11 protein-coding genes and 3 tRNA genes are annotated in these 18,562 nt (G+C 61.7%); 4 read left to right on the top strand and 10 right to left on the bottom strand.

The features are described from left to right. Nucleotides 1–32: 32 nt before the first annotated feature. Complete coding sequence (gene mltA, locus ACJ8IM_RS21050) at nucleotides 33–1,169, bottom strand: murein transglycosylase A (RefSeq protein ID WP_033635751.1); 1,137 nt, start codon at nucleotides 1,167–1,169, stop codon at nucleotides 33–35. Between the two features lie 216 nt (nucleotides 1,170–1,385). Here mltA and ACJ8IM_RS21055 point away from each other — a divergent pair. The 3 genes from ACJ8IM_RS21055 (at nucleotide 1,386) to ACJ8IM_RS21065 (ending at nucleotide 1,739) form a co-directional block, all read left to right on the top strand. Beyond that, nucleotides 1,386–1,462, top strand: a tRNA-Met gene (locus ACJ8IM_RS21055). A gap of 58 nt (nucleotides 1,463–1,520) precedes the next feature. Further along, nucleotides 1,521–1,597 (top strand) — tRNA-Met (locus tag ACJ8IM_RS21060). Between the two features lie 65 nt (nucleotides 1,598–1,662). Then, nucleotides 1,663–1,739: transfer RNA gene (locus ACJ8IM_RS21065), tRNA-Met, on the top strand. A gap of 90 nt (nucleotides 1,740–1,829) precedes the next feature. Here ACJ8IM_RS21065 and amiC read toward each other — a convergent pair. After that, nucleotides 1,830–3,086, bottom strand: coding sequence for an N-acetylmuramoyl-L-alanine amidase AmiC (amiC, locus tag ACJ8IM_RS21070; RefSeq protein ID WP_033654113.1), 1,257 nt, complete (start codon nucleotides 3,084–3,086; stop codon nucleotides 1,830–1,832). A gap of 221 nt (nucleotides 3,087–3,307) precedes the next feature. Here amiC and argA point away from each other — a divergent pair, with 221 nt between their 5' ends. Next, nucleotides 3,308–4,651, top strand: coding sequence for an amino-acid N-acetyltransferase (argA, locus tag ACJ8IM_RS21075; RefSeq protein ID WP_049232224.1), 1,344 nt, complete (start codon nucleotides 3,308–3,310; stop codon nucleotides 4,649–4,651). A gap of 37 nt (nucleotides 4,652–4,688) precedes the next feature. Here the strand turns inward: argA and recD are convergent, their stop codons facing one another. The 8 genes from recD to ACJ8IM_RS21115 all read right to left on the bottom strand — a co-directional run bounded on the left by recD (nucleotide 4,689) and on the right by ACJ8IM_RS21115 (nucleotide 18,472). After that, nucleotides 4,689–6,539, bottom strand: coding sequence for an exodeoxyribonuclease V subunit alpha (recD, locus tag ACJ8IM_RS21080; protein ID WP_033654112.1), 1,851 nt, complete (start codon nucleotides 6,537–6,539; stop codon nucleotides 4,689–4,691). Continuing rightward, nucleotides 6,536–10,087 carry an exodeoxyribonuclease V subunit beta gene (gene recB / locus ACJ8IM_RS21085; protein ID WP_033654111.1) on the bottom strand — a complete coding sequence of 1,184 codons (3,552 nt, stop codon included), beginning with the start codon at nucleotides 10,085–10,087 and terminating at the stop codon, nucleotides 6,536–6,538. The genes recD and recB overlap by 4 nt, the downstream gene beginning before the upstream one ends. Then, entirely contained in the window at nucleotides 10,084–12,972 is a 2,889-nt protein-coding gene (ptrA, locus tag ACJ8IM_RS21090) for a pitrilysin (protein ID WP_033654134.1), read from the bottom strand. Before ptrA ends, recB begins: the two co-directional genes overlap by 4 nt. Nucleotides 12,973–13,203: 231 nt before the next feature. After that, nucleotides 13,204–16,575 carry an exodeoxyribonuclease V subunit gamma gene (recC, locus tag ACJ8IM_RS21095; protein ID WP_033654110.1) on the bottom strand — a complete coding sequence of 1,124 codons (3,372 nt, stop codon included), beginning with the start codon at nucleotides 16,573–16,575 and terminating at the stop codon, nucleotides 13,204–13,206. A 32-nt stretch (nucleotides 16,576–16,607) separates the two neighbouring features. Further along, nucleotides 16,608–16,964, bottom strand: coding sequence for a prepilin-type N-terminal cleavage/methylation domain-containing protein (locus ACJ8IM_RS21100; RefSeq protein WP_033649504.1), 357 nt, complete (start codon nucleotides 16,962–16,964; stop codon nucleotides 16,608–16,610). Continuing rightward, nucleotides 16,954–17,400 carry a YgdB family protein gene (locus ACJ8IM_RS21105; protein WP_033649503.1) on the bottom strand — a complete coding sequence of 149 codons (447 nt, stop codon included), beginning with the start codon at nucleotides 17,398–17,400 and terminating at the stop codon, nucleotides 16,954–16,956. Before ACJ8IM_RS21105 ends, ACJ8IM_RS21100 begins: the two co-directional genes overlap by 11 nt. After that, on the bottom strand, nucleotides 17,397–17,975 hold the full coding sequence (locus ACJ8IM_RS21110; protein WP_033654109.1) for a prepilin peptidase-dependent protein: 579 nt from the start codon (nucleotides 17,973–17,975) through the stop codon (nucleotides 17,397–17,399). Before ACJ8IM_RS21110 ends, ACJ8IM_RS21105 begins: the two co-directional genes overlap by 4 nt. Continuing rightward, nucleotides 17,969–18,472, bottom strand: coding sequence for a prepilin peptidase-dependent protein (locus ACJ8IM_RS21115; protein WP_033654108.1), 504 nt, complete (start codon nucleotides 18,470–18,472; stop codon nucleotides 17,969–17,971). Before ACJ8IM_RS21115 ends, ACJ8IM_RS21110 begins: the two co-directional genes overlap by 7 nt. Between the last annotated feature and the right edge of the window lie 90 nt (nucleotides 18,473–18,562).

Genomic DNA, 18,562 nt, shown 5'->3' on the forward strand with positions numbered 1-18,562 from the left:
CTTGCGGGTCACTCTTTTCACGCCGTATGCGTTTAGCGGGTGGCCAGCAACGAACCGCCGCCGTTTGACTGATTGGCGCTGAACAGCTGACCGCCGCCGTTGTTCTTCAGCACCCAGACGCGGCCGTAGTGGTTGTAGTACCCCGCCGAGTGGCCGGCTTCCGGCCCGATGCCCTGATACATGTCAAAATGCTGGCCCTTGATGGCGCCGCCCACGTCGAGCGCGACCATCAGACGCATCTCGTATTTTCCCGTGAATTTACCCTTGTTGTCCAGCAGCGGCACTTCGGCCAGCAGCGTGGTGCCCGCCGGGATCAGCGAACGATCGGAGGCCACCGAGGCTTTGGCGATCAGCGGCACCGCGCTGGCGCCTCTCACCGGCGCAAAAGCTTCCGGGCGGAAGAACACGAACGATGGGTTTTGCTCCAGCAGCTCACGCACCTCTGCGGCGCTGTGGGTATCCGCCCACTGACGGATCGCCTGCATCGACATGTCCGCCTTGGCCACTTCGCCGCGATCGATCAGCACCTTGCCGATGCTGCGATAGGCGTGGCCGTTCTTGCCGCCGTAGCCGAAGAACACCAGCGGCTGGCCGTTGCCGTAGTCGACATAGCCGCTGCCCTGGACTTCCATCATGAAGTTGTCCATCAGCGAGTTGGTGTAAGCGATGATATAGCGATCGTCGAGCGCGCCGGAATAGATGCCCGCGCGATCCGGCAAGCGGCCCCTGCCCTTCGGCGGCATGCGGTACAGCGGATAGCGGAACTCGCCCTGTTGGGTATAGCGCGCCTGCACCACCGGCGTGTAGTAGCCGGTAAACTGCACGTTGCCGTAATTGTCGACGCCTTCCATCTGGTAAGCGCTGAGGCCGTACTGGCTCAGCATGCGCGTGTCGGCGCCGGACGCCATCCAATTTTGTACCGCCTGATAGGTGCCGTTGTTGCGGTTGAACAGCGAAGGCGACGCGTACTTGATCTCCATAAGCTGATCCGAATAATCCTTGGCGTTGACCGGCGAACCTTTGGCGTTGGGCTGATTGACCAGCTCCAGCGACTGATCCAGACGGCCGTCTTTATATTGCTGACCCCGATCGGTCGGCTTGGACGAACAGCCCGCCAACACCGCCACCATCAACCCGCCCAGCAGGTATTTGCCCCAACGTCCTTTCATCGCGCACACTCTCAAACTGATATGATCTACCGGCTGAACGATAACAAACGCTCATTGATAAAGGAATCGCTGCAAATAAAAAAAGCCGCACGGAGGATGGTGATGAAAAAGAAGGCAAATTGCGGGCAAATTCAGCAGAAAAACGGGTTTAGGCCAATAAAATGCAAAAAGGGTTTGCAACAAAACGCATGGAGAGTATAGTGCGCATCCATCGGACGCGGGGTGGAGCAGCCTGGTAGCTCGTCGGGCTCATAACCCGAAGGTCGTCGGTTCAAATCCGGCCCCCGCAACCAACCGATGCCGCAGCGGCGGTATTTTGCGTTTGGCTTCGATAACAAAGTATTACACGGACGCGGGGTGGAGCAGCCTGGTAGCTCGTCGGGCTCATAACCCGAAGGTCGTCGGTTCAAATCCGGCCCCCGCAACCAACCGAATGTCGTACCAGCGGCATAACATGAAACGGTGGTTCGTAGTAATACAGCATCAAGACGGACGCGGGGTGGAGCAGCCTGGTAGCTCGTCGGGCTCATAACCCGAAGGTCGTCGGTTCAAATCCGGCCCCCGCAACCAACTCTTGATGACAACAGACAAGCACCCTGACGGGTGTTTTTTTGTATCTGCAATCCGCGAAACTAGCCGGACTCGCGCCCGGCCCTGCCTCTATCGGCTCGCCAGCGCGCCGCCGTTGGCGAAATAAGCCTTGATGCCCGCCAGAATCGACTCCGCCACCTGCTGCTGGAAATGGCTGGTGCGCAGCTTGCGCTCCTCTTCGATATTGCTGATAAACGCCGTCTCCACCAGGATCGACGGGATATCCGGCGCCTTTAACACCGCAAAACCGGCCTGATCGACGCGATTCTTGTGCAGCCGGTTGATTTTCCCCATCCGATTCAACACTTCCTTGCCGAACTTCAGGCTGTCGTTGATGGTCGCGGTCTGGATCAGATCGAACATGGTGTGGTCGAGATAACGGTCGCCGCTCTTGCTGACGCCGCCGATTTGGTCCGAGGCGTTCTGCGTCTGCGCCAGGAACTTGGCCGCCGAGCTGGTGGCGCCCTTGGTGGACAGCGCGAACACCGACGAACCGCGCGCGGCGCGGCTGGTGAAGGCGTCGGCGTGAATCGAAACGAACAGATCCGCGCGCTGCTTGCGCGCCTTGGCGACGCGCACCTTGAGCGGGATAAACACGTCTTCGTTGCGCGTCATGAACACTTTCATGTTCGGCTCGCGCTTGATCATGGCGCTCAGCTTGCGGGCAATCTGCAACACAATGTCTTTCTCGCGCGTCTTGTACTTGCCGATAGCGCCGGGATCTTCGCCGCCGTGGCCGGGATCCAGCATGATGACGATCGGCCGATCGCGCCCCGCCTTGCCGGCCTGCGGCGCTTCCGGCGGCAGCGTGCGCTCCAGATCGCCCTTGTTGTAATCTTCCAGTAACGCCAGCAGCGGATCATACTCCTCGCCGCCGCTGCTGCTGCCCTTGGTCGGATAGAGATCCATCACCAGGCGATTGCGATACTCCGGCACCGGAGCCAGCGTGAAAATATGCGGGCTGACGCTCTGCTTGAGCTCCAGCACCAGCCGCACGGTATTCTGATCGAACTGGCCGACGCGCGCCTGCTTGAGATACGGATCGTCGGCGCGCACCTGCCCGGCGATGCCTTTCAGCACGCTGTTGAGGTGGACGCCTTCGATATCCACCACCACGCGATCGGGATTGGTCAGGGCAAACTGCTTGTATTTCAGCTCGACGTTGGATTCCAGCGTGACGCGGGTATAGGTGGAGGATGGCCAGACGCGCACAGCGATCACGTGCGATGACGCGGCGAAGCCTGTGCGACTCACACTCAGCAACCAGCTGGCGGCAACGCCCTGTAATAAACGACGGCGGCCCAGATTGTGATTAGAGTTTGGCATGCGGCTCCGGCAGTAATAGCTGTTTACAACAGATGAAAAAAACATCAATAAAATGGGGATGCCGAAAACTTTAACCAATCATTCCAGCCCTGTCATCAGAAAATCTTTTTATGGTTTTTCAATTTATTAACGATTTAGCGCCCTTAGCGCACTCTTCATGATGATTTCTCGCTTGCCATCGGCGCCATAAAAGAATAAAAATACAAAAATACCGTATAAATATGCAAAAGAGGTTTGTCGTGAAGGAACGTAGTACAGAGCTGGTGCAAGGATTCCGTCACTCAGTCCCCTATATCAACGCCCACCGCGGCAAAACGTTTGTCATCATGCTCGGCGGGGAAGCCATCGAACACGAGAATTTCTCCAACATCGTCAATGATATCGGGCTGCTGCATAGTCTGGGCATTCGCCTGGTGGTGGTTTACGGCGCGCGGCCGCAGATCGACGCCAACCTGGCGCAGCATAACTTTGAGCCGATCTACCACAAGCACACGCGCGTAACCGACGCCCATACGCTGGAACTGGTCAAGCAAGCCGCCGGCTTGTTGCAGCTCGACATCACCGCCCGGCTGTCGATGAGCCTCAACAATACGCCGCTGCAGGGCGCGCATATCAACGTGGTCAGCGGCAACTTCATCATCGCGCAACCGCTGGGCATCGATGACGGTATCGACTACTGTCACAGCGGCCGCATTCGCCGCATCGATGAAGACGCGATCCACCGCCAGCTCGACAGCAACGCCATCGTGCTGATCGGCCCGGTCGCGGTTTCCGTTACCGGCGAGAGCTTCAACCTGACCTCGGAAGAAGTGGCCACCCAGCTGGCAATCAAGCTCAAAGCGGAAAAAATGATCGGCTTCTGCTCCTCGCAGGGCGTGACCGACGCGGAGGGTAACATCCTTTCCGAGCTGTTCCCCAACGACGCGCAAAAGCGCCTTGAAGAGCTGGAAGAAGGCGGCGATTACCATTCCGGCACCGTGCGCTTCCTGCGCGGCGCGGTGAAAGGCTGCCGCAGCGGCGTGCGCCGCAGCCACCTGATCAGCTATCAAGAGGACGGTGCGCTGGTGCAGGAACTGTTCTCGCGCGACGGCATCGGCACCCAAATCGTGATGGAGAGCGCCGAACAGGTGCGCCGAGCGACGATCAACGACATCGGCGGCATCCTGGAGCTGATTCGGCCACTCGAGCAGCAGGGTATTCTGGTGCGCCGTTCGCGTGAACAGCTGGAGATGGAAATCGACAAGTTCACCATTATCGAACGCGACAACCTGACCATCGCCTGCGCGGCGCTGTACCCGTTCTTGGAGGAAAAAATCGGTGAGATGGCCTGTGTCGCGGTGCATCCCGATTACCGCAGCTCATCACGCGGCGAGATGCTGCTGCAGCGGGTAGAAAATCAGGCCCGGCAGATGGGGCTGAAGAAGCTGTTCGTGCTGACCACACGCAGCATCCACTGGTTCCAGGAGCGTGGCTTTACCCCGGCGGAGGTCGACGTGCTGCCGATGCAGAAACAGGCGTTGTACAACTACCAGCGCCGCTCCAAAATTCTGCTGGCGGATCTGTAATCCCTGCGGGCGCGGCCGTTGCCGCGCCCCTCAGCGCTTATTCCGTCGCCTGCAGCCGTTCAGCCAATCCGCTGCGGCGCTGGGTCGGCGTGCGAATGGCCCGTAGCAGCACCGCCTCCGTAGCGTACAGCGAAAGCAGCTTACGCGCGCGAGTGATCGCGGTATAGACCAGCTCACGCGTCAGCACCGGCAGAAAGTGATTTGGCAACACCAGCACCGTATGGTCAAACTCCGATCCCTGAGATTTGTGCACCGTCATCGCATAAGCGGTTTCATGCGCCGGCAAACGGCTTGGCTGTACCGACTTGATGCTGCCGTCGGGCAGTTGGAAATGCACGCGCAGATCGCCGTGCTCATCCGGCAGCGTAATGCCGATATCCCCATTGAACAGCCCCAGCGCGCTGTCGTTGCGGCCGATCATTACCGGCCGCCCCCGGTACCAGCGGCCAAGCACGCCCGGCTTGCGATCAATTAAACCGGCGCGCTGCAGCCCGAGCTCAATGCGCTCGTTCAGGCCGGCGACGCCGAACGGCCCTTCACGCAGCGCGCACAGCACCTGGAAACGGCCAAAGGCCGCCAGCACCGTCGCCGCGTCCGCCCCTTCTGCGGTCAGCCGCAAATAGTCGCGGTAGCTCGCCACGCAGGCATCCAACAGCGCCTGATACTCTTCGCTCGTCGCCAGCGCATAGCCCGCAACATCACCGAAACTGCCCTTTAATGCCGCCAGCGCGCGATCCCCCGCTCCGGCGTTAACCGCCAACGCCAGCTGACCGATGCCGGAACGGGCGTCGAAGCGATAGCTCTTGCGTAGCAGGCACAGGCTGTCGCGCACCGCCGCTTCCGCGTCGGCCTGCTGCCCCGTGAGCGAACAACCGGTCAGGCGGCTCAGCTCAGCGGCGCGCGCATCGCTGTATCCCTGCTCGGCAAAACGGCAAATATCGCCCAGCACCGCGCCGGCCTCCACCGAAGCCAGCTGATCGCGATCGCCGAGGAAAATCACCCGCGCCCGATCGGGCAACGCGGCAATCAGGCGCGCCATCATCGGCAGATCGACCATCGAGGCCTCATCCACCACCAGCACATCCAAATGCAGCCGGTTGCCACGGTGATAACGCATGCGCTGACTGTTCGGTTGCGCCCCCAACAGACGGTGCAACGTCGCCGCCTCCGTCGGGAACAGCGCCTGCTGCGCCGGGGTCAACGCCAGCTGGCGGCTGGCGCTGCCAAGCGACTCCGTCAGGCGCGCCGCCGCCTTGCCGGTCGGCGCCGCCAGCTGAATGCGCAAGCGCGCGCTTTCATCCAGCTGCACCAGCGCCGCCAACAGTTTGGCGACGGTGGTGGTTTTACCGGTGCCCGGCCCGCCGGAAATGACCGCAATGCGCCGCGTGGCGGCCACTGCGGCGGCAATTTTCTGCCAGTCGGGCTCGTCGCTCGCCGCGCCGAACAAACGGTCGAGAATAGTGCGCAGCTCAGCCTCCGGCACCGCCAGCGATTCGCCTTCACCGCCGATAAACGCCGCCACTTCGCCTTCGTTTTGCCACATGCGCTGCAGATACAGGCGCGGTCCGCGCAGCACCAGCGGCGTAGCGCCGCTGCCGTCCCCAACCGCCGCGCTGGCCGCCAAACGCTGCTGCCAACGCGCGCTATCCGGTCGCCCGGCCGCCTCCCACACCGCCAGCGCCAACGCCGGCTGGCGCCCTTCAAACAGCGTGTCCGCCTGCAGCTGCTCCAGCATCAGGCAGACGTGACCGGCCCCCGCCTCTGCGCTCAGGCAGGCGGCGGCCAGCAAAATATCGGGCTCGTCTTCGCTCGCCACCACGCGGGCGAACTGCACGTCCAGCGGGCGCAGCACGCCAAGCGCCACCGCCTGCTCCAGCAGTGCGATCATGATCCTTCCTCCGTCGCCGCAGCTTCGCCGCTGAACAAGCGATCCATCCCCTCCACCAGCTCAAGCTCGGGGAGACAGGTGAAAATGCCGTTGCCCGGGTGCGCCGCATCCACGCCGCGCAGGAACAGATAAATCACCCCGCCAAAATGGCGCCGGTAATCGTAATCCGGCAACCGATGACGCAGATAACGATGCAGCGCCAGCGTATACAGCTGGTATTGCAGATCGTAACGATGCTCCGCCATCGCCTGCTCCATCGCCGGCCGGGTATAGGCGCTACTGTCTTCCCCCAGCCAGTTGGACTTGTAGTCCAGCAGGTAGTATTTGCCCTGCCAGCAGAACACCAGGTCGATAAAGCCTTTCAGCATGCCCTGCACCTGATGAAAATCTAGCGCCGGGCAGCGGGCGGAAAGCGGATCGTAACGCTTCACCAGGGCATCGAGCGCCTTCGCCTGCAACAACCGGTTAATCGGCAAATAGAACTGCAGCTCGGCCTGCTTGTGCTGCGGCGTCAGCGCCGACAACGTCACGCCGCTGGCGGCGAGCGGCGTGTTGAGCAACACCTGCATCCACGCCAGCAAAATTGGCTGCCAGTGCTCGGCAAATCCTTGCTGTTGCAGCTGTGCCAGCAGCCACTGTTCGTCCAGCGGCTGGGTGAAGTCCAGCGTTTCAAACAGGCTGTGCAGGAAGGTGCCGGGCGTTGCGCCGCGCGGGAAGGTATGCGGTGTGAGCGCTGGCTCACTCTCCTCACCCCGCTCGCCCGCGGCGTCGACATCCAGACGCGGCAGCAGATCCTGCATCAGGCTCGAACCGTGCTGTTGCAAACCGGTATAGCTGGTCACCCGCCAAAAATCCTGGATCCGTCGGGTAAAGCTTTTCGCCGCCAGCGTAGCGGCCAGCGATGCCTGGGGCTGCCAGGGCGCCTCGTCCGGCGGTTCCACCAGCGACAGCGCGATGCCGCCGCCCGCCAATTGCTGCAGGCGCTCCTGCAGATACGCGGCGTCGCCGGCCTGCCCGCCCTGCACCAGATAACCCAATGCGCTGCGGTGCAGATCGGTATCGCCCTGTTTCTTGCGCGTGCCCTGGAACAGCGGCGCGATGCCGATGCTGCAGTGGTACACCGAGCGGGTCAGCGCCACGTACAACAGGCGCAGGTCTTCCGCCAACCGCTCCTCCTCCGCCCAGGCCTGGCTCTCTTCATTGGCATCGAGATCCAGCAACGCCTGGAAACTGTGGCGATCGTGATACAGCGCCTGCTGCTGCTGGCGGAAATTGCCGACGAACGGCAGCCACACCAGATCGAACTCCAGCCCCTTTGATTTATGAATCGTGATCACCTGCACCAGATGCCGGTCGCTCTCCAGCCGCAGTTGCTGATTATCGGACTGGCGATTAGGCTGGGCGATCTGCTGTGCCAGCCAGCGCACCAGCGCATGTTCGCTGTCGAGTTGCGCCGCCGCCTCTTGCAACAACTCCCCCAGATGCAGCACGTCGGTCAAACGACGCTCGCCACCGGCGCTGGCCAGCAGGTTCTCCGCCAGCTGGCGCGCTTTCATCACCTCGCTCAGCATCGGCAACACGCCGCGGCGCAGCCAGAGCGTGCGGTAATCATCGAATTCGTTAACCAGCTCGTCCCAGGCACGCTCATCACGGCTCAGGCCGTCCAGCGTCGGCGCGTCCAGCCCCATCAGCCCGGTGGCCATGGCGCTGCGCAGCGTGCGCTCCTGCTCCGGCGCCAACACCGCCTGCAGCAACCACAGCAGGTCTTTGGCCTCCGGGGTGTCGAACACGCTGTCGCGGTTGGACAGGTAGACCGACGGAATGGACAGCGCGCTCAGCGCATCGCGCACCAACGCCGCCTCATTGCGGCTGCGCACCAGCACCGTGATATCGGAGGCTTGCACCGGCCTTGGCTCCTTGCCGCCCTGCAGCCACGCCTGGCCCTGCTGCCCGGCGCTGAGCCAGTCGCGAATTTGCGTGGCGCACAGGCGCGCCATCAGCTGTTGGTAATCACTTACACCGGCGCCTTCCCCCTGCTGCAGCCAGAACTGCATCGCCGGTTGCGGCTTGCCGTGCAGGTCAAACGCCAGCCCTTGGTTCTTTTCCGCCGCGCTGACCTCGATAAAGGGGATTTGGCCGAACAGGAAAGGTTTTTCTACCTGAGAAAACAGGTGATTAACGCTGGCGACCATCGACGGCGACGAGCGCCAGTTGGTCTCCAGCGTATAGTGGGCGCTCACCTCTGAGCGCGCCCGCATGTAGGTAAAGATATCGGCACCGCGGAAGGCGTAAATCGCCTGCTTGGGATCGCCTATCAACAGCAGGCCGCAATCGGGCCGGCCGACGTAAAGCTTTTGGAAAATGCGATATTGCTGCGGATCGGTATCCTGAAATTCATCGATCATCGCCACCGGGTAACGCTGGCGAATCGCCTGCGCCAGCTGTTCGCCGCCGCCGCTTTGCAAGGCGCCGTCCAGCCGGCTAAGCAGGTCGTCAAACCCCAGCTCGGCGCGCTGGCGCTTTTCTTGTTGAATGGAAGTGCGGATCTCGCTGAGCGCGCGCGCCATGATCAGGTCGCGCAGCGTCAAGGGTTCATCGAACAGCTCGTCGATCGCCGTGAACAGCGCATGCCGCGGCGGCTCGCCTTTCTTGGTTTTCTCCAGCAGCGCCGACTGGCGAAATTTATCCAGTTCCTTCGGCAACTGGTAGTCCTGAGTCTCCTGCCCGCTCCATTCGCCGACCTTGTTCAGCCAGTTCGGCAGGTGTTTGCTGCTGTAGCTGCGCTTATCGACGCCGGACTGGGCGATCAGCGCCTCCAGATCGCCCGCCGCCGCACGCCATTGCGCCTTGATGGCATCGATGCGCGCGACGATCTGCTCGTGGCGCATCAGGACGGTTTCTTCCTCTTTCGGCGGCCGGCGCAGCGCCGGCGCCTCACCGTGCAGGTAACCGGAAAGGTCGGCCAGCAACGCTTCCGGGCCGCTCCACTCCTGGCTGACCGCACGCGCCACGCCCAGCGGCAACGGATAGCAGTGGCGACGCCAGAAATCGGCACAGGCCTGCCGCCGCAGCGGCAACTCGTCCTGCACCAGCGTATGTTCAAACAGCATGCCGGATTCGAAGGCGTTGTGCGTCAGCATTCGTTGGCAAAAGCCGTGAATGGTGTAGATCGCCGCTTCGTCCATTTGCCGCTCCGCCGCCAGCAGCTGCGAGGCGGCGTCGGTCAAGTCGTCAATTTCAGCCATCAGCGCCAAAAACAGCGGGTTGGCGCTGACGCCCCGCACGCAAGCGATGCGCAGCCCGTGGATATTGTCGCGGATACGCCCGCGAAGCTCCTCGGTGGCGGCCTCGGTAAAGGTCACCACCAGGATTTCTTCAACCGTCAGCGGGCGAGGAAACGCCGCTTCACCGCCCAACCCCAACAGCAAACGCAGATACAGCGCGCCGATGGTAAAGGTTTTGCCGGTGCCCGCCGACGCCTCAATCAGGCGTTCGCCGAACAGCGGCAGCGTCAGCGGCTCCAGCCTCTGCGGGGCAGTTTCCGTCATGGCGTCGCCACTTTGCGCGGCAGGATCTGCTGCAATGCAGACGCGTTCGGATAGGTGACCCAGCCCTTAGGCGCCGCGTAATCCGCCTTGTCTTGCCCGCTGCCGCTCACCTGCGACAGCACAGCCAGCCCCTGTGGCTGGATCACCGCCTGGTGGAAATAATCCGCCAGTTTGGCCGGCGTCAGCTGTTGCACCTGCGCAATCAGCTTCTGACGAGTATCGAAGGCGAAATTGCCGCGATCGAAATCGTTGGCGAACCGGCTGGCCTCTTCGCTCAGGGTTTGCGGCCGCTGCTTCAGCTCATTGATCAGCGCCTGTTTGTACTGCTCAAAGTCCGCTTCGCTCATGTCGCGCAAGCGTTTCTCGGTTTTCGGGTAGAAATCCTGATAGCGCTGGTACAGGTATGCCGGCTGTTTGCTGTTGCTCTGCAACAGGAAGCCCACGCCCCATTGGCGCCCCACCGACATTGGGAAGGCGAAGACCGCATACCCCAATTGCTCCTGAGTGCGCAGCTGGCTATAGAACCACGGCTGAATAATCTGCCCCAGCAAGGAGCTGTAGGCCATGCCGGCCACTTCGTCGTAGCCGGTCGGCACATAGACCGCCGCCAGCGCCGAATCGGTGCTGCTGCCCACCTGTTGCAGATTGGCCAGATGATTTTTGTCCACCACCACGTCTTCGCCGTGCCACCATTCGATGCCGGTACAGCCCAGGCGATGTTTCAGCGTCGACGCCAGCGTGTCGACCTGCTGCTTGCTCATGTTGCCCACCACCAGCAGCTCCGGCGTAGCCTCGGCCAGCAGGCTGTCGCGATAGGCCAGCACGTCTTTCAGCGTCAGCGTCTTCAGCACTTCGCGGCGTTCGCTGCGTTCGGAATACGGCACGCGGGAAACCATCTGCACCGGCTGAATGGCCAATTCAAACGCCTTGCCCTTCTCGGCGGCGTCCAACTGCTCCAGATACCAGGACTTGGCCTGCGCCAGCTGATCTTCCGTCGGCGTGAAGTTGGAATAGCCCTCGATCAGCGCCGTCAGCAACTGCGGCAGGCGCTGGGTAAAGCCGTTGGCGTTAAACATCAGGCCGTTGTTCGGCGAGGTCGAGAAGCTCAACCCGCCAACCGATGCCTGATAGCTCAGCTGATCCAGCGCTAGGCCGGCCAGATAATCCGTCAGCGAGAACAGCACCTGGTTGCGCGCGGAATCCATGGTCTTGGCGTTGCGGAAAGCGACGGTGACGTCGGCCTTCGGCTCATCGGCGAAGTAACGGCTCGGCATGTACAGCACACGCAGGCCGGGGTTATCCACCACCATTTCCGGCTTTTTGAACTCGTGCGACGGCTTGGTCAGGGTAAAGTCATCCGGGATGTACGGATTGAGCGTCGGTAACGACAGGGAAATCCCACTCCCCAACTGCTGCCACTGCGTAAAGCGCTGCGGCGTGATTTTGTCGACCTGGTAAGGCGCGTTGACGAAATAGGCCGTCTTGTTGTGCGGCTCATCCGGGCTGACGAACCAGATGCGGGCGTTTTGCGGCGTCATGGCGTCCAGGCGTTCGGCGATCGCCTTCGGATCATAGCGATCGGCCAGGTAAGGCGCGTCCAGCGCATGTTCAACCGGCACGCGCAGCATGGTGTCCACCAGCCATTCGATGTAGTCCATGTCGCGCGTGATCGACGGATAACGGAAATCCAGGTTGAGAACATGCGAGATTTCGTCGAAGTAACTTTGCTTGATGCCTTCGCTGCGCAGCATTTTCAGGTAGTTGAAAATGGCGGCGACGACCTCGTCGCGCTTGGCCAGGCCTTTGTCGGTCAGTGAAACGCTGATGGCGAAGACCCCGCCGTTGCGATCCACCATCGGATCGGCGCCGGCATTGATGGCGTCCGCCAGCCCCTGCTTCTGCAACCAGTCAGACAGGGTGTTCTTGCTGCGGTTGCCGATCAGGTAGCTGATGTAGGTATCGGTTTTGCTGCGAAACGCGGCGCTGTTGTTATCGATGCGAAACTCGACCTTCAACTGTTTGCGCGGCTGTGCTGGCACATAGTGAATGATGATGCCCTGCTGTTCCGGCGTCACGGCCGGCACGGTGATCGGCGGCACGGTGGCGTCGTGATTCGGCACGCGGCCAAAGGTTTTCGCCGCAATATCAGCCAGCTGAGGCAGCGGCTGATTGCCGTACAAAACGCCCATCATCAGGTTGGCGGAGTAGTAGCGTTTATAGAAGCCGGTCAGCTCATCGTGCAGCTTGCTGTCCGTCTTGTCTTTCAGCGTATCGAGATTGCCGCCGGAGAAGCGCGCGCTCGGGTGCGCCGGGTTAAGGGTTTCCGCGCCCACCTGCGCCATACGCATACCGTCGCGCGAACGCGCCATCGTCAACTCGGCGTTAACCGCGTTGCGCTCACGATCGGCATTGCCCGGATCCAGCAGCGGCTCGGCAATGGCGTCGGCCATGCGATCGACCGCTGGCTCCAGCGCGTCATTTTCCACTTCCAGATAGAAGGCGGTGCGATAAGAAGCCGTGCTGGCGTTGTGGCTGCCGCCATGCTTTTTCAGGAACTCGGACAGGTTTTCCGGCTCTGGATAGCGCTTGGAGCCCATCAGCACCATATGTTCCAGATAGTGCGCCAAACCCAGTTGGCTGTTCGGATCTTCAAGCGAGCCGACCGGCAATGCCAGCGCCGCCAGCGATTTCGGCGCCTGAGCATCGGACACCAGCAACACCGTCATGCCGTTAGTCAATTTGATCGCCTCATACTGACGCGGATCGTGTTCGCTTTTGTTGATCTTCTCCGCCAGCGGTTGCCATCCTTGCGCGGCCCAACTCAACGGCGCCCAACACATAGCCAATAATACCAGCCCGGTGATACGGGCCAACTGTCTGCGCATATCCAAAATAAACCCCTATTCTGACGTCGCTGCGCCCACTCCCTGACGGTGGCGACGTTCATCAAAACCACATAACCAAATCTGTACTCACCGTGTTCTTCGCCAATATGGCGACCCGAACTCGGCGGGTATATGCCTGTACGTTATGTAAGACCGGGAATGACCCCAATGGTTGAATATAACCTTCGTTATTTTTACCACCTACCGCCGCACAGCACCACCGGGGGATTGTTACCCCAGGTTATGCCGCGCCACCGGCAGCAGATAACGCTCTGTTTCGGCCAGTATTTGCGCTAAGTATTCATTATCCATTTGGCGGAACACTCGCTGCACGTAGGGATCTTCCCCTTCTCCGGGAATGCGCTGATCGCCCTGCCAGGCTTGCAGCAATTTGGCGCGTGCCTTAATCTGCGCGTCTTCCTCCCAGTCGATTTGCTGCGTTTCCGGTAGATAACACTGACTCAGCCACGCCCAGCCGCTCTTGTTCAGCAACAGCAGCGGCTGACTCAGACCGCGCTGATAGCCCGTCAGCAGTTCCGCCAGCTGCGCCTGTGCCTCTTCAGGCGCCAGCGCGGCAAAGCGCCAGGCGGAGTTCTTGCGGCCATACATGCGGCTCTCGCCGGTGCCGCCGGCGCAGCAGTACACTAGGTGCTCCAGCCACAGCAATATGCCATCCACCGCCGACAGCGTCGCGGGCCGCCAGCGCAACAGGCCGTCACCCTGCACCTGATGCAGCCAGCCGCTGAGGCGCACGCCGGCGATATCGATATCCAGCTCCAGGCTATGGCTCTCTGCGCGTTCCGCACGCACCTGCTCGGCCAGTTCGCTCATCTCTTCCTGCTGCTTTTGCCAATAAATTTCGCCGAAGGCGCCATAGGGCAAGCCGCCGGCGGCGCGCACCCGCTGGAACAGCCGTTCGGGATCGTCGCCGTCGATCAGCGTATTCAGCAGCTGGCTGTTGAACTGGTAGCGGCTGAGGTTATCCAGCGTGAAGGGCTCTTCGTCCGGCAGCTCGGTCTCTTCCAGGATAAAACTGACGCCCAGCCGCAGTTGGAAAAACGCGCGAATCGGATGGCGGTAAAACCGCAGCAGTTCCTCCAGCGATATTTGCTGCAGCGCTTCGGCGGGCAGCGGCTGGTTGAACGCCGGATGCGCCGCACCGCGCCCATCGGCGGCAGGCAGCCACTCGGTGGCATAGCTTTGCGCCTCCGAGCCCGGCAAGAAGTTCTCGGCGGCGAACGGCATGCGCGCGTGCCACTTCAGCAAGTGCTCACCAACCCGCCGGGCGCTGTCGTCTGCGCTAAGCTCTTCATCTCCCGGCAGGCAATAGCTTTGTTCCAGGTACTCCAGCAGCTCGGTGACCAGTACCGAAGGGTAGCGCGGGCTGTTGTCCTGAATGGAACGGCCGATGAAGCTGATATACAGCCGCTGTTGCGCGGACAAAATCGCTTCCAGGAACAGATAACGGTCGTCATCGCGCCGGCTGCGGTCGCCGCGTTTGACCTGCTGCGCCATCAGATCGAAACCCAGCGGCGGCAGCGTGCGCGGATACACGCCGTCATTCATGCCCAGCAGGCACACCACCTTGAACGGAATGGAACGCATCGGCATCAGCGTACAGAAGTTGATTTGCCCGGCGAGGAAGCGCTGGCTGATGCGCTCCTGATCGAGACGCGCCGCCAGATCGTCCCGCAGAATGGTCAACGGCACCTCATCGGGATAGCGCGCCGCCAGGCCAAAATTAATGGCCTGCTGCCACTGCTGTTCGATCAGCGCCAGCACCACCTCGGTGTCGCTGTCCGCAGCGAAAAAAGCATCCAGCAGTTGCCGGCAGAGCGGCAGCCACGCCTCGAGCGGGCGCGCTTCGCTCAAGATTTGCCGCCAGTGGCTGAGCTGCGCCAGCAGGTCTGCCAGCTGCCCCGCCAGTTCGGCGACCAATCCGCTCGATTCGTCGTAAGGCAAAATGCCCTGCCAATCGCCGGCATTGCTGTCCATCGCGTAGCCAAGCAACATGCGCGTGATGCCAAAGCGCCAGGTATGTTGGCCGGTAGCGGGCAGATCCAGTTCGCGCACGTTATCGTCGTCCAGGCCCCAGCGCACGCCGGATTCACCGACCCAATGGCGCAGCAGGCGCAGCCCCTCTTCGCCAATGGCGAAACGGGCGGCCAGGGCCGGCACCTCAAGCAGCGCCAGCACCTGTTCCGAGGTAAAACGGCTTTGCGGCAGATCGAGCAGTGAAATGAACGCCTGCAGCGCAGGATGCGCCTGGCGCGCTTTACGGTCGGAAATGGCGAACGGCAGGTAGCGCTCGGCAGGGGCATTGCCGAACACCGCCTGAATGTAAGGCGTGTAGCTGTCGATATCCGCGACCATCACGATGATGTCGCGCGGCGTCAACGACGGATCCTGCGCCAGCATGGTCAGCAGTTGATCGTGCAGCACCTCCACTTCCCGCTGCGGGCTGTGGCAGGCATGCAGGCTGAGGGAACGGTCGTTCTCATCCAGCGGACGTTTGCTGAAGCTGCTTTCCAGCGTTTCCGCGGTAATACCGATCACCGCATGGTCTTCCAGCTCCAGCATGTCGCGCTGAACGGCGTGCAGCATGGTATCGGCCGGGATATCGACAAAGGCGTCAACCTCTTGCGCCCCTTCCATCTGCGACAGCAGATAGAGGTGATCGCGCCCCAGCTTGCCCCAAGAGGCCAGCAGCGGGTTGCTGAGCTGCTGCTGGCCTTCGGCGTCAAACAGGCGCGCCGCGCCATCCGGCTGGCGGAACAGCCCGTGCTCGCGTGCCTGATGGTAGTGACGGCGCTTGCGGCTCTGCAAGCGAGCCAGGAAAGCGTAATCCTGAATATCGCCCCAATAGTAGCGACAGGGGTTGGTGAACATCAGGTGGATATCGATATGCCGCCCCAGCGCCTGCAGCGCCTCCAGATAGACCGGCGGCAACGCCGAGATACCGCAGATAAACACCCGCGGCGGCAAACCGGGCGGGCAGGTTTTTGCCTGCTCCAGCGCGTGGATAAATCGGCTGTACAGATTGGCGCGGTGCCATTCCGGCTGCCCCAGCTCGCGCGTGTACTCCACCAGCCGCGCCCAGAGCGGCGCCTGCCATTGCTGAGCCTCCGCCAGGCCGTCGATGCGCTCACCGCGCTGCCAGCTCTCCAGCCACTGCGGGCGATAAACCAAATATTGGTCGAACAGGTCGGCGACCCGGCCGGCCAACTGGTGAATCTTGCGCTTGTCACCGTCATCGGTCAGATAGTGCTGCAGTGGCGCAAACGCCGGCTGAGTCAGCATCTCCGGCAGCAACCACATCAGCTTCCAGGTCATGGCGTCCTTGCTGAAGGCGCTCTCTTTCGGGATATCCGGCAACACCCGGGTGAACATGTCCCAAATAAAGGTCGCCGGCAGCGGAAACGCAATATTGGCGGCGATGCCGAACTGTTCCGCCAACTGCATCTGCAGCCATTGCGCCATACCGGGGCTCTGCACCAGCACCACTTCCGGTTGAAAAGGATCGGCCAACGGATCTCTGGCTATCAGCGCGCTGGTCAGCGTTTTCAACAAATCCAGCTGATTGGAATGATAAACCGTGAACATCAAGGCTCCTTTAAAACAAAAGACATACCGGCTTAAAAGCGGGTGCAATACCAGCGGCTCAGCGTCGCCCACTGCCGCTGCGGCGTTTGGACTCTAACCGTCAATCGGCGGCAATCACTCTCCGCATCGTCAAGCGCCGTCTCGCGTCGCCAACCTTCCGGCGGCGATTCGGCCTCGAGCCGCCCGGTGACGGCGAACGCTTCTAACTGCTGATGCGCCAGCGCCCAGGCTTGCCGGTAGTGCCACTGGCGCTGAAACGACTGCAACAGCACCTGATGATACTGTAACAAGCCAAGCAGCGACACCGAGAACAGCAAGGCCGCCACCAACACTTCCGGCAGGCTGAAGCCGTTGCGGGATAGCCGCCCTGCCCGAGCGTTAGCCGTCACAGTCGGTCAGCCTTTTCTCTGGACAAAAATCCAGCCGACCGCCCGGCTGAGCTTGCACCTTTCCAGCGGTCTCTGCGCCGTTAAAGGTGCCCCACTGATACAGCCAAAGCGGTTCACCGCCGCGCATCTCACCAAGGCCGCGTATCGTTACAACGCCCGCTCTGGCAGACAGCCGGGCGCAGGCCGTCAGTTCCGCGCGCTGCCTGCATAACCAGGCCGCCGCACTCAGCTCGGCGCGTGGCCAGCGCTGGCTCATGCCCCAACTCAGCGCCGAAGCGGCCTGATTATAAGCCTGAAGGTAACGCTGCTGATCGGCGGCCAGTAACAGCGCGTTATCCAACTGCCGATGCTGAGCGTTAAGCAACATCAGCCCCAGCGCCAACAGCAACATCACCGCCGCCAGAGTGCTACCGCCCCGCTGGGTTCGCCAATTCATGGCAGCGCCGCCATTTCGACGCTCGCACTCAGGCTGCGCCTGATACGCGTATCGCTGGCGGAGCGCCCCGCCAGCGTCAGGCGAGCCAAGGTCGCGCCGTGATCGCCCCGCTCGATCGCCACATGAAACCGCTCAATGCGCACTTCGTCATGATCGAGCAACCGCTCCCAGCCACCGCCATCGCATTGGCTCACGCCGCGCTGCCCTTCCAAGCCGCCATTGCGCAGCCGATAACCGAAATAGCCCGCATTCTCGCCCGAAGCGAGCCATTGCCCGCTGCGAGCGATGTCGTAGGCAACGATAACGCAGCTGCCCGCCGCTTCTCCCGATGCCTGACCGATCAGCAACGGACGGCCGGCGCACTGCCCGGCGCAAAAACCGGCGCGGCGCAGATCTTTCTCAATGCCGAACGCCAGTTGCCGCAGCGTTGACTCCAGCCGAAAGTGCTGGCTGACGACCACGCTTTGCTGGCGCAACAGCGGATAGGTTTTCGCCGCGCCGAGCGCGATCACGCTGCCGAAGACCAACGCCAACATCACCTCCGGCAAGGTAAAACCGCGTTCTAAAGTCAACATAGCGCAATGCCTCTGACCCGCTGCCCTTCGCTGCACAAACGCAGCCGCCCACGGGCGGACAGCACCAGCCGCAGGCTGCCTGCGTCGTTGCTGAGAAGGATGTGCCCCGCCTGCGCAGTATTGCGCAAACCGTAAAACCCAATCTCTTTGCCGGTGTAGCCGCTCAAAGCGACGTCGTGATAAGACGGCGAGAAAACGGCGCCTTCGGCGGAAGCGCAATCCGTCGGCGGCACGCCACCGCCCAGACACCAGGGCGTGCCGTTCTTGAACCACAGCAGCGTCGCGCGGTTACGCCAGTTGGCGTCCGCCTGCAATCGCAGCAAAAACGCCAGCAGCTGCTGAGCCGTGTGTTCCAGCCGCAGCGCTTGCTGATGATAACGCCATTGCCCGACGCCCCAGCCGGTGAGCATGCCGGCGATCATTATCGCCGCCAACAGCTCAATCAGCGTCATGCCACGCTGGCGATCATCGATGTTCGAGAGAGTGTTGTCTTTCATGCCGCCAGTGTAAGGATCGCCACAACGCGGTAAAGCCGCATGCGTAATCGCTGCGGCAAGCTGCGCAATGTTTTATTTACGACGGCAGAG

It is taken from the genome of Serratia sp. CY33525 (genome assembly GCF_052169115.1).
Lineage (GTDB): Bacteria > Pseudomonadota > Gammaproteobacteria > Enterobacterales > Enterobacteriaceae > Serratia > Serratia sarumanii.

Coding starts and splice junctions, on each gene's coding strand:
- mltA (WP_033635751.1), bottom strand. CDS start 1,169: ATGAAAGGACGTTGGGGCAAATACCTGCTGGGCGGGTTGATGGTGGCG.
- amiC (WP_033654113.1), bottom strand. CDS start 3,086: ATGCCAAACTCTAATCACAATCTGGGCCGCCGTCGTTTATTACAGGGC.
- argA (WP_049232224.1), top strand. CDS start 3,308: ATGCAAAAGAGGTTTGTCGTGAAGGAACGTAGTACAGAGCTGGTGCAA.
- recD (WP_033654112.1), bottom strand. CDS start 6,539: ATGATCGCACTGCTGGAGCAGGCGGTGGCGCTTGGCGTGCTGCGCCCG.
- recB (WP_033654111.1), bottom strand. CDS start 10,087: ATGACGGAAACTGCCCCGCAGAGGCTGGAGCCGCTGACGCTGCCGCTG.
- ptrA (WP_033654134.1), bottom strand. CDS start 12,972: ATGCGCAGACAGTTGGCCCGTATCACCGGGCTGGTATTATTGGCTATG.
- recC (WP_033654110.1), bottom strand. CDS start 16,575: ATGTTCACGGTTTATCATTCCAATCAGCTGGATTTGTTGAAAACGCTG.
- ACJ8IM_RS21105 (WP_033649503.1), bottom strand. CDS start 17,400: ATGAATTGGCGAACCCAGCGGGGCGGTAGCACTCTGGCGGCGGTGATG.
- ACJ8IM_RS21110 (WP_033654109.1), bottom strand. CDS start 17,975: ATGTTGACTTTAGAACGCGGTTTTACCTTGCCGGAGGTGATGTTGGCG.
- ACJ8IM_RS21115 (WP_033654108.1), bottom strand. CDS start 18,472: ATGAAAGACAACACTCTCTCGAACATCGATGATCGCCAGCGTGGCATG.